Annotated in this window: 13 protein-coding genes; all 13 read right to left on the reverse strand. The window is 55.1% G+C overall.

The features are described from left to right. Positions 1–144 precede the first annotated feature (144 nt). Positions 145–1,446, reverse strand: coding sequence for a peptidylprolyl isomerase (locus ADN00_RS15230; RefSeq protein WP_075063865.1), 1,302 nt, complete (start codon positions 1,444–1,446; stop codon positions 145–147). A gap of 72 nt (positions 1,447–1,518) precedes the next feature. Further along, complete coding sequence (gene rpsR / locus ADN00_RS15235; RefSeq protein WP_075063866.1) at positions 1,519–1,791, reverse strand: 30S ribosomal protein S18; 273 nt, start codon at positions 1,789–1,791, stop codon at positions 1,519–1,521. 16 nt (positions 1,792–1,807) lie between these two features. Next, a complete protein-coding gene (locus ADN00_RS15240) occupies positions 1,808–2,209 on the reverse strand; it encodes a single-stranded DNA-binding protein (protein WP_075063867.1) in 402 nt (133 codons plus the stop codon). Positions 2,210–2,243: 34 nt separating this feature from the next. Beyond that, the gene (rpsF, locus tag ADN00_RS15245; RefSeq protein WP_075063868.1) at positions 2,244–2,528 is read right to left on the reverse strand and encodes a 30S ribosomal protein S6; all 285 of its coding nucleotides are present in this window, start codon (positions 2,526–2,528) and stop codon (positions 2,244–2,246) included. Positions 2,529–2,699: 171 nt separating this feature from the next. Continuing rightward, on the reverse strand, positions 2,700–3,680 hold the full coding sequence (locus ADN00_RS15250; protein WP_075063869.1) for a Gfo/Idh/MocA family protein: 981 nt from the start codon (positions 3,678–3,680) through the stop codon (positions 2,700–2,702). A 23-nt stretch (positions 3,681–3,703) separates the two neighbouring features. Continuing rightward, on the reverse strand, positions 3,704–6,019 hold the full coding sequence (gene recJ / locus ADN00_RS15255) for a single-stranded-DNA-specific exonuclease RecJ (RefSeq protein WP_075063870.1): 2,316 nt from the start codon (positions 6,017–6,019) through the stop codon (positions 3,704–3,706). Next, entirely contained in the window at positions 6,019–6,843 is an 825-nt protein-coding gene (locus ADN00_RS15260; RefSeq protein ID WP_075063871.1) for a PD-(D/E)XK nuclease family protein, read from the reverse strand. The genes recJ and ADN00_RS15260 overlap by 1 nt, the downstream gene beginning before the upstream one ends. After that, the gene (locus tag ADN00_RS15265; RefSeq protein WP_075063872.1) at positions 6,827–9,094 is read right to left on the reverse strand and encodes an ATP-dependent helicase; all 2,268 of its coding nucleotides are present in this window, start codon (positions 9,092–9,094) and stop codon (positions 6,827–6,829) included. The genes ADN00_RS15260 and ADN00_RS15265 overlap by 17 nt, the downstream gene beginning before the upstream one ends. Then, entirely contained in the window at positions 9,087–11,207 is a 2,121-nt protein-coding gene (locus ADN00_RS15270; protein ID WP_075063873.1) for a UvrD-helicase domain-containing protein, read from the reverse strand. The genes ADN00_RS15265 and ADN00_RS15270 overlap by 8 nt, the downstream gene beginning before the upstream one ends. Positions 11,208–11,286: 79 nt before the next feature. Next, complete coding sequence (locus tag ADN00_RS15275; protein WP_075063874.1) at positions 11,287–11,949, reverse strand: protein-methionine-sulfoxide reductase heme-binding subunit MsrQ; 663 nt, start codon at positions 11,947–11,949, stop codon at positions 11,287–11,289. Next, complete coding sequence (gene msrP, locus ADN00_RS15280; RefSeq protein WP_075063875.1) at positions 11,940–12,887, reverse strand: protein-methionine-sulfoxide reductase catalytic subunit MsrP; 948 nt, start codon at positions 12,885–12,887, stop codon at positions 11,940–11,942. Before msrP ends, ADN00_RS15275 begins: the two co-directional genes overlap by 10 nt. 124 nt (positions 12,888–13,011) lie before the next feature. After that, positions 13,012–13,590 (reverse strand): 3'-5' exonuclease, encoded by a 579-nt coding sequence (locus tag ADN00_RS15285; RefSeq protein ID WP_075063876.1) that lies wholly within the window; start codon positions 13,588–13,590, stop codon positions 13,012–13,014. A gap of 14 nt (positions 13,591–13,604) precedes the next feature. After that, complete coding sequence (locus ADN00_RS15290) at positions 13,605–14,456, reverse strand: hypothetical protein (RefSeq protein ID WP_075063877.1); 852 nt, start codon at positions 14,454–14,456, stop codon at positions 13,605–13,607. Positions 14,457–14,481: the final 25 nt, after the last annotated feature.

A 14,481-nucleotide genomic window follows, 5' to 3' on the forward strand; every position in this document is an offset into this window, starting at 1 on the left:
AGCAGCGCTACCTGGTTCATTACATAGGGCTTAAACACGGGGTGGGCTTGTTTTCTTCTCATTCCTTTATTGAATCATTGCTTTTTAAAAATGTAAAGGGGCTGTCCTCTACTTTTTGGACAGCCCCTGTTTTCGACTGTGCCGCTAAAGAGTGGATGGCATCCGTTTGTCGAGCGGAATATTGGGCTCAACGGGTGTTTGGTCCAGGTAGCTGTCAAACGTCTCAATCTCAAGACCGGATTTGACCTCGTCAAACCACTTCTGGAAGACACCCTGGCGGGCGCTTTCGTAGGTGCTTTGATCCAGGGCGCGATCCTCTTTGCCTAAAACCTGGATGATATGCCAGCCAAACTGGGACTCAACCGGTTGGCTGATTTCGCCAACTTGCAGGGAAAAGGCCGCTTCTTCAAAACTCGGATCCATCATGCCGCGCGGGAAGTACCCCAAATCACCGCCGTTGGCGCTGTTGGACGAATCGGTGGAAACTTCTTTTGCCACTTCTCCAAAATCTTCACCATTTTCCAGCCGCTCGCGGACTACTTGAGCTGCGGCTTCATCTGCCACCAGAATGTGGCGGGCCCAGACCTGCTCTTGAACCACCGCGTAATCACGGGTGATTTCATCCACCAGCTTTTCACGCAGAAGAATGGAGCGGATAAATTCGGTGAAGAAGGCCTTTGAGATGCCCGCATCGCTGAGTTGGGTAAAGAACTCATCTTTCAACTGGTTGTAACCCTCCTGAGTGAAGGGGGTGGCGGTGGGGAAGGGCGTAGCAGTGGGTTCGCTGCTTTGTTCTTCTGGAACCGCGGTTGGCTCAGGAGTAGCGGTGGGTTCGGCGGGTGGTTCTGTCGCGGTCGCGGTTGGGGTGACGGTGATGATTGCCAACTGCTCGGCAGAGAGCGTGGAGGTCGGCGCTATGGTGGGGAAGGGAGTCGGCGTGGCTATGTTTTCCTGGTTATAGCCAAAATATTGTTCCATGCGCGCGTCAATCTCCTCCTGGGAGACGGTGATGCCTTTTAATTCCGCCTGCTGGCGAACGATCACATCGTCAACCATGCGATCCAAAACGCTTGAGCCAAGAATGCCAGCGTAATCTTCCTCCAACTGGGTTTGAATCTGCTGCAACTGCGGTTGAAGAGAAGCACCAAAATCGGGGTAGGCTTCATAAAAAGCATAATATTGCAAATATTGTTGAACTGCCTGATAGCGGTTGTACCGGACAGTGTCCTGATACTCTCCCAGCTTGATCTTCTCGCCATTGACTTCTGCGACTGGCTGGTTGTATTTAAGCACTTTGTCGTACAACAATCCAATACCAATGGTCAGAAGCACAGCTGCCACCACGATGACGCTGATGGTGATCAGAATTTTGCGCTGTTGGTTTTCGCGCTCCAGGCGAGCGACGTGTTTTTTGTTGGTAAATCTGGGCGATTTCTTTTCTGCCATACAATTGCCACCTTGGAAAAGAATAGGGCATAGAGTGTTACACTCCATGCCCTGTGGTTCAAAAAATATCTATTAACGAATAGCGTCTTCCCACGGTTCGCCAGTGTAGGGCAGCAGGGCGATGTGGCGGGCGCGTTTCACAGCCTTTGCGACTTCTCGCTGGTGGCGCGCGCAGGTGCCTGTCTGCCTGCGGGGGCGAATTTTGCCGTTTTCGGAAACAAACCGGCGGAGGAGATCAACGTTTTTGTAATCGATCTCGACATTGGCTTCTGCGCAAAACTGGCAGATTTTCGGCCGGGTAACGAAACGGCGACCGGGGGTGAAAGAGCGAGATTGCTCGTCCATATTTCACACTCCATTATCAATACGGGAAGGTATCTTCCTCATTGGTTTCAAATGCTGCATCCGCGTGGGATGCGCCAGAGTCAGGACGGTCGCCGAGCATCATCATCTCATTGGCAACAATTTCGACCGTGGTGTGTTTGGCACCCGATGTATCCTCCCAACGGCGGGTTTGCAGGCGTCCGTCAATATAGACCTGCTGCCCTTTGCTGAGATATTGCTTGCAAATTTCTGCCAGGTTCCCCCAGGTAACCACATTGAACCACTCGGTTTCTGAACGGCGATCGCCTTCTGCTGTGGTCCAAGTTCGGCTGGTGCCTACGGAGAAGGTGGTTACCGGCCGGCCTGAAGGGGTGTAGCGCATTTCAGGGTCGCGTCCCAGATAACCAATGATCATCACTTTGTTTAATCCACGAGTCATGTCCTGCTCCTGATTCAACAACAAACCTAAAAAACTACTTGGCTTCGGTCAACATGAAACGCATAACCGGCTCAAGAATCTGCAGGTTGCGTTCTAGTTCTGCGGTGAAAGACGGAGCGATGTTGACGTTCATCAACACGTATTGGCCTTCGCGTTGCTTGCGAATCGCGTAAGCCATTCGCCGCTTGCCCCAGACGTCTGTCTTTTCAACAGAACCACCGGATTCCGTTACCCAGCCCGTAACTTTTTCGACGATACCACCAAAAGCAGTCTCATCCAAATCGGGGTGGACAATGAAAACCAACTCATATTTGCGCATAGCAGGGATCCTCCTTTCCATGGGATTGCCCATTCTGCCCGCCGTGGGCGGCGAATGAGCGGAAAGGTATTGGCCGTTTTCGGCCATATACCACGAACTGTAAGTTTACCCCAACTTGCCGGCTTTGAACAGGGTAATATAATTCAAAGCCGGCGGGGTGTAACACAAAGTTTATAGCTCCACGGGGTGCTGCAGACGGGCTGATTCGAGCAGGGCCAGAATGAGGGCGGTGTTTTCCCGGCTGTCTTGCAGAGTAACACGCTGCGCCTGTCCGTCCAAGATCGCGTCGGCCATGTTTTCAAGCTGCAGGTGATATTTATCAACTGCGGGGAAGGTTTCTTTGCATTGCGAGCCGTTGGATAAAATGTGAATGGTTGATTTGCCAATCATGGAGAAGGGTTCGGGGATGACGATGGTGCCTTCGGTGCCGCGAATTTCCAACTGGCGGTAGGAGTGCATGGCAAAGGAGCTGTCAAACTGGGCGTGCAGTCCGGGTTGGAAGTGCATGATACCGTTGAAGGAAAGATCGACCCCCGAGGGAGCTGTTTCTTGCATGCCAAAGACGCTGGCGGGAAGCCGCCCAATCAGGTGGCGGGCATAGCTGATAGGGTAGCAGCCCACATCCCAAATCGATCCGCCGCCATATTCCGCGACCAGACGTATATCATCCGATCGCCTCAGGTAAAAGCTGAAGGTGCCGCGAATCAGGTGCACTTCTCCCAACAATCCCTGCTGAAAAAGCTGCGCCACGCGCAGGGTTTGCGGGTGGTGGCGGTACATAAAGGCTTCTTGAATGATCACTTTGTGGTCAGCGGCGGCCTGCTGAATGGCGTCCATCTCTGCCAGGGTGAGGGCAATGGGTTTTTCGCATAAGACATGCTTGCCCGCGGCAGCGGCTTTGACAGCCCATTCGGCGTGCATGTGATTGGGCAGCGGGATATAGACTGCCTGAATGTTTGGATCGTCGATCAGCTCTTGATACGAGCCATAGGCGCGCTCAATATTGTTCTGACGGGCGTAATCTTGCGCTTTGGGAAGGCTGCGGCTGGCTACTGCAAGCAAATGGTTGCGGCGCGATTTTTTGAACCCAGGAAAAAGGGCGTTATTAATATGCGCCGTGCTGAGAATTCCCCAGTTGATTTTTTTGGACATTGGTATCTCCCTATGAACAAGCATTATTGAATCGAGCCAAAAAGGTTCATTGGCAGGTTGAGATAGGTGGATTGGTAAGCTTTGACCTCATTATAAAGGTCTCGCAGGCGTTGCTGCAAGTCAAATAACTCAACCTTGGCAAAATCCGACTGTAAGGCCAGCACATAGCGATCAAGCTCTTTTTGACGGAATTGGACCACACCGCGCGCGGAAAGGTAATCCAGCGCGAGGCGCACCATACCGTCGGGCTGGCCGGAGGCCGCGGATAATTCTTCGACGGTTGCCTGTCCATTCTGGTGGTTTACGCGGTAACGGATCAGACTGAGCAGCGTTTTGAGATAGTTCTCCAGCGTGTCGGGTGAAGATGGGTTGGCAAACAAGGCCACTTTTTGGGGCGATACGGTGTTCATGGCCTGGTTGAATGCTTCCCAACTGGTGGGAATGTTCCACACAATCAGCCCGGCAGCTGGCTTGAGCTGGTGGCGGAAACAGCCGGACGGAGGAGGGCTTTGCATGCCTTCTTTCCAGACCACCCAGCCGGAATTGGCGGCCAACAGCGATTGCAGCGATTGGAGCGGCTCTGCGTCCTGGCGAAAGTCCAGCCATTCGACCGTGGCCAGAGGCTGTTGGATTTCGATGGTTTCCGTTTCCAGCGGGCGGGCGTGCGTCCACTCGGCTTGAATTTCGCGCGCTCCGCGGTAGTCTGAGGCGCGAAGGGTGAAGGCCAGGTCAAAACGGCCACGCGGCAAGGAATAGTTGCCTCCCTGCCACCAGATCACGCGCAGGGTGTTCTGATCGCTGTCTTCCACCACGGCTTCGATATGGTCACCGCCGCTGCCGAGTTTGTGGTGGGAGAGCAGCTTCACATTCGCGAGGGCGAATTGCAGAGAGGGGTTCCCCGCGCCGAAGGGAGACAGGCGGTCAATTTGAGCGGCCAGGTCCAGGTTGATTTCCGGGATTTTAAGAAAGGCGTCGATGGACAATGTGGGCGGCGGCAGGGGAAGGGCAGCCGACTGGAGAACAAATTCGTTGATGGCGCGGCGAAAAGCAGGCAGATTTTCTTTTTCGAGAGACAGGCCGGCAGCCATGGGGTGACCGCCAAAACTCTTCAGCAGCGCCGATTGCGCGGAAATGGCCTGGATGAGGTTGACGCCTTCCATTGAACGGCCTGAGCCGCGCAGCAAGTCCTCGCCGGTAAGGAGGATGACGAGGCGATTGTAGCGCTCAACCAGGCGGCTGGCCACGATTCCCACCACGCCACCCGGCCAGGCCGGGTGATGCAGGATGAGAACCGGCCCTTCCAAAAGCGATGGATCGCGCTCGATTTGGTCCAGGGCGGCGGTGAAGACCTGGTCGCACAGCAGTTTTCTTTTTTCATTGAAGCCGCGCAGTTCGGCGGAACGAACACTGATGAGTTGGGGATCATCCGCGTTGAGGAATTCGACCATTGGGTTGGCATCTGCCAGGCGGCCAATGGCGTTGAGCAGGGGGGCGATGAAGAAGCTGATATGCTCTTCGTTGAAGCGCTGAATATTGATGTTGGAATCGGCGCAGAGCTGCTTCAGCGAGGGGCGCGGATTCTGGCGAATTTGACTCAGTCCCATTTGGACCAGCCAGCGGTTATCCGCGATGAGGCTGGCTACGTCGGCGACAGTGCCCAGAGCTGCCAGGTCTATAAACCCTTGAGAGGCTTGCTTTTGGCCGATCAGGTCATACAGGGCTTCAACCAGCTTAAAGGCCGTCCCAACGCCGCAGAGAGGCTGTAAGGGGTGGTCTGCGGGCAGCCGCTGCGGATTGACGACAGCAAAGGCCCCCGGTAGGACTGGCGGAAGGGCGTGGTGATCGGTGATGATGACCGGAACACCGGTTGCCTGGGCAAAATTTACCGCATCATGGGCGCTTACCCCGGTGTCGCAGGTGAGCAGCAGGTCAATGCCCTGCGCTAAAAAACGCTTCAGGGCTTGAAGTTGAATGCCATGCGATTCGCTCTCGCGGATTGGAATATAATACTGAACCTTGCCTCCGGCCTGGAGTAGCGCCGAAACGAGCAGCGTGGTGGCAGTTTGGCCGTCAACATCAAAATCGCCCCACACGCCGATGGTCTCACCGGCGCGGATTGCGGAATAAAGCCGGTCAACGGCTTTTTCGAGATCGGGTAGATGTGCGGGGGATGCTGGCTGGTATAGCTGTGGGTATAAATAAGCCTGTGCCTGGGCGGGCGTGGTGATCCCGCGCTGGTAGAGGGCGCGCGCCAAAAAAGGCGGGCCCCCCAAAGCGTTTTGCAGGTCAACGGGGATGGGTAACTCTTGTGGTGCTTTCCAGACGAGTTCAGGCAGCATTAGAATTCCAGTTCCTCAATTTCATCCAGGTTTAGTTCGAGCAGGTCTCCGCTGGAGAGAGATGGCTCTTCAAGGAAATTACCAGCCGCGTCGCCACGCTCACATAAGGAGCGGTAAGGACAATACAAACAGCGCTTCTCATCGGCTGTTTTTTCAAAGCTGCCGTCGGGGGTGGACTGAATTTGATTGATCAGGTCGGTTAAAAATTCGCGGTCGGCCTGGTACCGGGCGGTGGAATAGGGAATGCGCTCCGGTTCGTGCGGGAAAGCCGGGAACCAATACAGCATTTCCATCTGTTCCGGCTGCCAGGGCTGGTTGTGATTGAGCCGCATACCGGCCTCGGCCAACAGGAAGAGGTACACGCGCGTTTGCAGGCGCTCGCGCCAGCCTTTTTTGGGGCGATGGCGGGATGTTTTCCAATCCACGATGACCGCTTTTTCGCCGGGATTGGCGCAAACCAGATCATATTGGGCAACCAGACGAAAGCCATGAAAAGGCGCGCTGAGGCGGTATTCCGGCAGGCGAACCTGATCAGGCAGCCCCGCCAGTGGATTCACTTTTATGAACTGTTCCCACCACTGCAAGCCTTCGGGCTGGGTAATCAGCGGGCGCAGCAGCTCTTCAGGTATGCCCAGCAGGTATTGTTGCACCATCTGGTGATACTGCCGGCCCTGGTCCATCCAGTTTTCCATTTCCAAAACGGGTTCGGATTTCAAAGCGGGCCAGTTCTGGCGAAGGATATAGCGCAGCTCAAAGCGGCGCGGGCAGTCGGCGTAATCTTGCAGGCTGGATTGGCTGAATTGAAAATCAGGAAGAAGCGGCATTTCTTTTTTCCTCCCAAAAAACTCTGAGGGCGACAAAGGCTAAGGCGGGCTGAGCCTGACCATTATTCTTGCCGTCGTTCCAGGTGATGATTAATTCTTCTCTGGCGCGGGTAATGCCAACGTAGAGCAAGCGCAGGCGTTCTGCCGCCAGTCCCAGGCGGGCTTCGCGGGTTGCCACGCCTTCTTCCAAATAAAGACCGGCGATATCATCGCTGAGCAAGGCTTTTAATTGGGCCAGGGTTTCTTCCTGCAGGTTGAGTTTGTTGCGGACGAACCATTTCTCACCGATATACTGGTCATATTCCGATGCAGATGGAAAATCGTAATTATTGACTGAGGTGAGATAAACGCGGTCCCACTCCAGACCTTTGGCTTTGTGCATGGTAGCCACCACGACTTTGCCTTTGTGATGCGCGGGTTCAAAGCCGGTGTCTTCTTCGGAAAAACCAGCCAGGCGCGAGCGGTTCTGAGCCACGTTGTTCAATTCATCGATGAATTGCGCCATTTGCCAGCCAGGGAAGGCCTGACTGCGCTGTTCCAATAGAGCAGCCAATTTGTGCGCCAGGGCAAGATCGGCGGGTTGGGTGAACATCTCTTTCGAGATGGTTAACACCAACTGGTCAATGGGCAGCAGGGCGGCCGATTGCCAGCGGCGCATCAATTGGCGAAAGACGAGGATCTGCTGGACAACAGGTTCCTCTTCGGGCTTGTTCTGGAGCTGCTGAAGGTAATCACGCTCTACTAATGGCCAGAGAAGGTCTTCGAGATTGGGGCACTTTTGAATGGTCTTTTCGACTCTTTTGACCAGGTCTTCGGAGGGCTGCTCATCTGAAGCGGCCAGGCAGGAATGAACAGCGCGGTAAGCGGCTATCAATTTGGGGTGAGAAATTGGATCCTGGATGGCTTGCAGGATGGCTGATAGCGTGGAGGCAGTTTCACGGGCAGAGCGGCTGCTTTTGAGCAGCTCAACATACTCAAGGCCATGCCGCTGGAGGTGTTCCACCAGCCTGCCGCCGCGCTCGTTGCGCGTTACCAGAACGGCGATGGTCTTTTCTTTGTGAGCGGGGTTTTCATCCAGCCAGCGGCGGATGGAACGCGCGATCATGTCCAATTCGGCGTCTGAATTGAGTTTGGCTGGGTACAGAACCACTTTATCCGGCCGGTCGGTTGGGTTTGGCTGCGGATCGCCGGGCGGGGTGGGCTCAATAACGGCGTGCTGCAGCGCCTCGCGCAAGCGCAGGTTGGTGTGGCTGGTGCGTGTCCATTGAACCAGATGGTTGGCCAGGGTCATGATGCTGAGGGTGGAGCGCCCGGAGTTGGGTAATGTGACCGCGATTACTCCCGGCTCGCGCAGAAAGTTCATCAGAAAAGTTGGGCTGGCGGTGGTGAAGGTCTCAAAAATGGCCTGATTGGGGTCTCCCACGCGCACCCAGTTGCCTTCTTTGCCCACCAGCAGGCGCAAGATCTGTTCTTGCAAGTAGCTGCTGTCTTGGGCTTCGTCTTCCAGAATATAAGGCCAGCGCTGGTGCAGGCGCTGAAGGTAATCGGGGTCCATCTGCAGTGCCAGGAGCGCCATGCGGATCAGATCGTCAAAATCCACCGCGGAGCGGAAGGTGAGGCCCTGCTGGTAGGATTCATAAATATCGGCGCCCATCAGAAGCAGGGGAGAGACATCGGGGATGGCCATAATCTTTTCGCGGATCACAGCCGGAGTGGCTTGCATGTCTTTTGCCTGGCGGATAAAGGCGCTGCCGATGTCGGTCACCAGTGAGAGCCAGTCTTTTTGCAAGTTGCGTTGCTGGTTGTTCACCGCTTCAAAATTTTTATACTGGTCGATCCATTCCGGGTGAGCGCGTAGCCAGCGGTTGGCTGAGTCTTCCAAAATGCGATGGGTTTCACTCTCGTCCAATATTTGAAACTGGTTTTCCAGATTCACCAAATCGGGGCGCTCGCGGACGATGTCGTGGGCCAGACCGTGAAGTGTGCGCACGCGGTATCCCATGCCGGGCATCAAATTCTCGGCCTGGATAAATCCGCGAATGCGGGCGGAGAAGTTATCCACGGCGGAATTGACCAGGGTTACGATCAGCACTTCCTGGTCTTCTTTAACATAATTTTCGGCGATAAGACGGGAAGCCAGATAGGAAAGCACCTGGGTTTTTCCGCTGCCCGGCACGGCGGCTACGCCCATGCGGCCCGACCGGAAACGCAGAACCTGTTGTTGCGCAGGACGGGGTTTGAACTCAGTCATGTTCGGCCCCCTTTAAGCTGTTCAGACGGCGCACCAGGGATTGGGCGGCCTGCATCAGCGGGCCTTTCTGCTCCTGACCGCTTTCATCAATTTCAACGGATGTCATGATCACTTTCTCGGAACAGCGGCGGATCAGGCCGCGAACCAGGCGTTCCAGCGCCTTTTGATTGGTATTCCAATCGTCGGCGTCTGTCCAGGGCTGGTTGGACGGCCATTCCCGGCTGAGAATGTACGGATGAGTGAGCGGCTGGTCAATACGCTCCCACCAGTTGCGGCTGCCGATATTCAACCAGAACTGAACGCGCACCGGGTGGTTGGTCATCAGAAACGTGTAGGCTGGCATGATGAGGACGGCGTCATCACTGGCCGGCTGGTAGGGTTGGAGATATTGGGCGGCAAAGACTCCCTGGTTGACCATGTTGAGGTAATCGAAGCCGGTGTTGAGCGGAAAATCCTGCGCTTCAGGCACCCCGCGGCGGAATTTCTGCACCGATTCGACCAGCCGGTAGGCCACGGAAGCGGCTTCCATGTTGTTATGAAAAGCATAGCCGGGTTGGGAGAGCACTTCGCCAAAGAAGCGGCTCAAAAAGACATCGAGGGCGACGGGTTCGCCGGCACGGTAGGCTTGCAGCCAGGCGCGCAGGGCTTCGTAGCGTTGGCCTTGAAGGTGAGTAATGCGGTCTTGTATGGGAGGTTTAATCTGGTAGAAAGACCCCAATTCGCCATCCGCGCGGTTGGGAGAATAGACAATTTGGCCGAGCAGGTGGGCGCGCAGCCAATCCAGCCCGTCGAGAGTTTGAATGAGAGCTGATCGAAACTCTTCGGGATCGGGCTTCATCTGCCAGGCAGGGTGGGCGATTTGCGCCCAGGTGAGCAGGCAGCGGGCGGCCGGTTCCTCGCGCAGGCTGCGTGAAGGGCGGTGCGAACGGCTGGCGATATTATGTTCTTGTAGACGGTTTACCAGCGAGAAACGAAGGGAATCACTTAAAAATGGCGAGAGAACCGCAATCTGGCCGGGGGGAACAGCCTGGTCTTTGACCAAACTGGCAATTTGTTCAGCAACCTGATCGATCATCTGTGGAAAAAAGTGGTGGTACGAAAATTCGACGGCTGTTTCCGATTGGGGATCAGGAGATTGGGATTCGCGCAGAACACAGGCGGCCAGATCGGATTGCAGACTTTCGGTGGCGGGGCTGGTTACCAAGGATTGGGCGCACTCGATCTGCTGGGCGCACATTCTGGCAAGAGAATGGCTGGTGAGGGTGTCCGCGCCGAGAAAGAGCCGGTATCCGCCCTGCTGGTCGTAGAGGAGCAGGGCTGAATCCAGTTCGGGCAGCCATTGGGCGACGATGTCGTGCGTGATGGGCACATCTTCTTCCACGTTGTCAAAGATCAAATGCCGGTAACGCTGGTTAAGATAGCCGCGCACAGCCGGTTCGCCCCATAAAAAGCGATGGAATACCTCGTATTGGAGGGAAAAATCGAGGAGATGATGCGCCAGACAGTATTTTCGAAACTGCTGCGCGCATTCCTGCGCCTGGTCGAAAAGCGTATGTTTGGCAGGGTCGTTGGGGTAAGCGGACTTGAGCCGGGCGCTGGTTTGCTGGTAATCAAAGCCGACCACAGCGGCCTTGTTGAGGTTGTCCAAAATCTGCGAGAGCAGGCGGTTTTTGTTGATCACCGCGCTCTGGAAGTAGCCCTTTTCGATCAAGGGGAAAACGATCCGCGCAAGGTAATACTGGGCGGTTTCAAGGGTTAAAAAGGTGGGTGGGCGCAAGGGCTGCTGAAAACCAGCCCGCTCAGCAACCAGCGGCCAAAAGAGTTGTACCATGCGCTGCCCCAGACCGCCCAGGGTGACAACATCCGGTTCTGCCCCCGGCATAAACTCGACCTGCCGGTAGGCGTTGGTGTAATGCAGCCCGAGGGTGCGCTGGGGAACCAGCACCAGGATCGATTCGGCGGGAATGCCGGATGCGATCATAGTCAAAGAGCGTTGCACAGCAGCTGTTGTTTTGCCGCAGCCAGGCGGGCCTTCCACAAAGATTTTGCTCTGGAGCGGCGCCTGGTTAATTTCAATTTGCTGAGCGGTAAAGTAAAGGTCTTGGTTGGACATGGTTTTTCCCCGCCGGTGTGGCTGCATTTATTGTAGCGTAAGTGGCGTTGAAAAACCAGATCATTCAAGAACAAATGATCTATTTGCTTGCCGGCCTGGCCAGCCGCTGGCTGATTTGCCGCAGCCAGGGCGGTTTGTGGGTGGTGATCCACCTTTTGATCAGGGGCACGCGCAGCAGGAGTAAGCCAAATAGAACGGCGCCATAGAAATAGGGGCCAGGCGTTCCGGCTTTAGCGGCCCACAGGTAGTGGAGGATGACCAGTACTGCGCCAGGGTAGGCGAGTTGATGAAGACGCTGCCAGATTTTGCCCAGCAAGCGCATGGATTGCTGCGTGGACGTTATGGCCAGAGCAATCAGGATCAGAAAGGCAAGCGTGCCGGCGATCAGATAGCGTTTGGAAACCAGCAGGTCGAATATCTGGGGCAGATCCAAACGGTAATCCAGGACTGAAAAGGTAAGAAAATGCAGAACGGCGTAGAAAAAGGCGTATAAGCCCAATGCACGGCGAACTTTTAACGCAGGGTTGAAGCCCAGCAGTGTGACCGCCGGGGTACAGGCCAGGGAGAGCAGGAACCAGATCAGCGCGATGCGCCCAGTTTGCTGGGTAACAGTTTGAATGGGGTTCACCTTGATGGGATCAAACTTGTATGTGAGAAAGATCCAGACCAGAGGCAGCCATGAGGCGGCATGGACCAGGACCTGAATGCCTGAGAAGCGATGGCGCCCAATACTTAGAACCATCTGCTGAGATCCATATCGTTATAGAGCTGCGCGACTTCTTCTGCATACCCGTTGAAAAGCAGGGTTTCACGGCGGCCGGATTCACCGATCACGCGTTCAGATGCTTGAGACCAGCGCGGATGGTCCACATTGGGGTTGACGTTGGCGTAAAACCCGTATTCATTGGGCGCGGCCGCCATCCACAGCGATGTGGGCATCTCTTTGACCAGGTCAATTTTGACGATAGATTTGATGCTTTTGAAACCATACTTCCAAGGGACCACCAGGCGAATCGGCGCGCCATTTTGGGGATATAGGCGTTTTCCGTACAAGCCCGTGGAGAGGATCGTGAGGTCGTGCATGGCTTCGTCCAGGCGCAGGCCTTCGATATAAGGCCATTCAAAATAGAGGCTGTTTTGCCCGGGCATTTGTTTGGGATCGTACAGGGTTTCAAAGCGCACATAGCGGGCATCTGAGGTCGGCTCCACTTCTTTAAGCAGTTTATGAAGGGGAAAACCCAGCCAGGGGATGACCATTGACCAGGCTTCGACACAGCGCATACGGTAGATGCGCTCTTCTTCGCCCAAGCGGAGCAGATCATCTACATCATAGGTTTTTGGTTTGTTGACCAATCCACCAACCTGAATGGTCCACGGGGCGGTGACAAAATCTTTGGATAGAGGAGCAACTGAGGATTTATCCATGGAAAATTCGTAGAAGTTGTTGTAGTTGGTGATGGCATCGAATGAGGTGAGAGGATAGCCCAGCTCATCGGTGCTTGCAGAAGCTGAAACGCCCTCACTGGTTGGCAATGCGGTGGCTGATGGGGATGAGCCGGGTTTCATGCCGCAGGCAGCCAGCAGGCCGGCTCCTGCAACCAGGGCGGCGGATTTTATGAACTGACGGCGGGATAGATATAGATGCTCTGGCGTGATCTCGGAGGGATTAATTTTCTTCATCACCTTCTCCTGTTGTAGATCGAATTCACCTTCCTTAGTTAATAATAATAAATAAGGTAAAAATAGGATTAATATTTGTATAAAGATAAGCGCCCGATTGTTCTTTGGGCGCTGAAAGGGGGGGTTATGTCATGGGTGTGGCGGCGATATAGTCCAGCAGGGCGCGGGTGAGTAGGGTGTCGTCTGCGGCACGGTGAGAGTTGGGCAGCGGGATGCCCGCGGCTCGCCCGGCTTCTTCCAGGCGGAAGTAGCGGTACCCGCGGCGGCGGGGATCCCATTCGCCCCGAAACTGGGCGTACAGTTTCATGACACAGAAAGTGTTGAAGTTTTCTTTCCAGGGCGTGTACTGCTCGTGGGTCTGGCGGATCATACGCATGTCAAATTCTTCGTTGTAGAACGCCAGCAGTCGGCCGTGCAGCAGCGGGCGCAGGTCCTGCCATAGAACCGGCCAGGAACGCGCACCCGCGACCATCTCATTGGTGATATGGTGCACCTGCATGGCATCGAAGGGAATGGAGCGCAATGGACGGATCAGCTCATCCATCAATATCGCGCCATCGTGGTCTATCACGGCAATTTCAATAATTTCGGCCTGCCGGTCCAGGCCGGTGGTCTCGGTGTCAATATAGACCGGTTTGATTTGCTGAACTTTGCGCGCCATTAAGATGGCCTGCTGCCGGGGAGATAAACTGGATGGCTGCATGGAAAGCTCCGGTTTTAGCGTAAATCCCAGTAGACAATTTCATCCAAAGCGTAGCTGAAGCCGCCGCTGAAGGCCGAAATGAAAGGCCCAATGTGCCCGCCGTCTGAAATGCCAGAATCGGTTACCGTTTCCAGCAGTTTTCCATTGGCATAGAGCGAAATATTTTTCCCATCCGCAAGGATGCCTAGACGGTTGGTTTGATTGGAACCGCTCAGGATCAGATCGGATTGGGTGGCTGAAATGATGGTGGATGTTCCAGATGACGTCCAGCGCGAAAGCATATATTTGCCGTCACAAGTGAAGCCGGCGTAATAACCATATCCGCTGGTGTAGTCGGCGGCGCGGAAGACCAGGCCGTACGTGTCTCCGCCGGAACAGGTGTTGGTGCGGAAAATTCCTTCCAGGTACATGTTTTGCGGCTTGGGATTGCTCAAGCGCCATCCCCGAAAACCATTCGAACTGTTGCTGGAGACTGACATAACACCATTGGAGACTTCAAAGCGCGTGTTGCCGTCGTCGTAGGCTTCTTCGAGACCAAAGCTTTTTCCGTCATCCATGTTACGCTGCCAGGTGGGTGTACCCCGGTCTTGGCGCGGATCACCAGCGGGTAAAGTGGCCGTAAGTGTGGGGGTGGCAGACGCCTGGGGTGCGATGGTCGCCGTTGGTTCGGTGGGTTGGCTGGTGGCCATTTGAATGGTTGGTATGGTTGGCGTTGCGATCAACAGTTCAACCGGCTGAGCGGTGAGGGTCAGGGCGACTGAGGTGGCTATCTGATCGGCATCCGGGGCGGCCTGGCGGGTGGGTAAATTACAGCCGGCCAGCAGAAAAACACAAAGTGTTATGGATAAACCAAAAGTTTTGCGCATAGCAATTCCTGTGATTGAACATGAG

Source organism: Ornatilinea apprima (assembly GCF_001306115.1).
GTDB lineage: Bacteria > Chloroflexota > Anaerolineae > Anaerolineales > Anaerolineaceae > Ornatilinea > Ornatilinea apprima.

Excerpts from the sequence above, each read along its gene's own strand:
- ADN00_RS15230 (WP_075063865.1), bottom strand. The coding sequence starts at position 1,446 with ATGGCAGAAAAGAAATCGCCCAGATTTACCAACAAAAAACACGTCGCT.
- rpsR (WP_075063866.1), bottom strand. The coding sequence starts at position 1,791 with ATGGACGAGCAATCTCGCTCTTTCACCCCCGGTCGCCGTTTCGTTACC.
- ADN00_RS15240 (WP_075063867.1), bottom strand. The coding sequence starts at position 2,209 with ATGACTCGTGGATTAAACAAAGTGATGATCATTGGTTATCTGGGACGC.
- rpsF (WP_075063868.1), bottom strand. The coding sequence starts at position 2,528 with ATGCGCAAATATGAGTTGGTTTTCATTGTCCACCCCGATTTGGATGAG.
- ADN00_RS15250 (WP_075063869.1), bottom strand. The coding sequence starts at position 3,680 with ATGTCCAAAAAAATCAACTGGGGAATTCTCAGCACGGCGCATATTAAT.
- recJ (WP_075063870.1), bottom strand. The coding sequence starts at position 6,019 with ATGCTGCCTGAACTCGTCTGGAAAGCACCACAAGAGTTACCCATCCCC.
- ADN00_RS15260 (WP_075063871.1), bottom strand. The coding sequence starts at position 6,843 with ATGCCGCTTCTTCCTGATTTTCAATTCAGCCAATCCAGCCTGCAAGAT.
- ADN00_RS15265 (WP_075063872.1), bottom strand. The coding sequence starts at position 9,094 with ATGACTGAGTTCAAACCCCGTCCTGCGCAACAACAGGTTCTGCGTTTC.
- ADN00_RS15270 (WP_075063873.1), bottom strand. The coding sequence starts at position 11,207 with ATGTCCAACCAAGACCTTTACTTTACCGCTCAGCAAATTGAAATTAAC.
- ADN00_RS15275 (WP_075063874.1), bottom strand. The coding sequence starts at position 11,949 with ATGGTTCTAAGTATTGGGCGCCATCGCTTCTCAGGCATTCAGGTCCTG.
- msrP (WP_075063875.1), bottom strand. The coding sequence starts at position 12,887 with ATGAAGAAAATTAATCCCTCCGAGATCACGCCAGAGCATCTATATCTA.
- ADN00_RS15285 (WP_075063876.1), bottom strand. The coding sequence starts at position 13,590 with ATGCAGCCATCCAGTTTATCTCCCCGGCAGCAGGCCATCTTAATGGCG.
- ADN00_RS15290 (WP_075063877.1), bottom strand. The coding sequence starts at position 14,456 with ATGCGCAAAACTTTTGGTTTATCCATAACACTTTGTGTTTTTCTGCTG.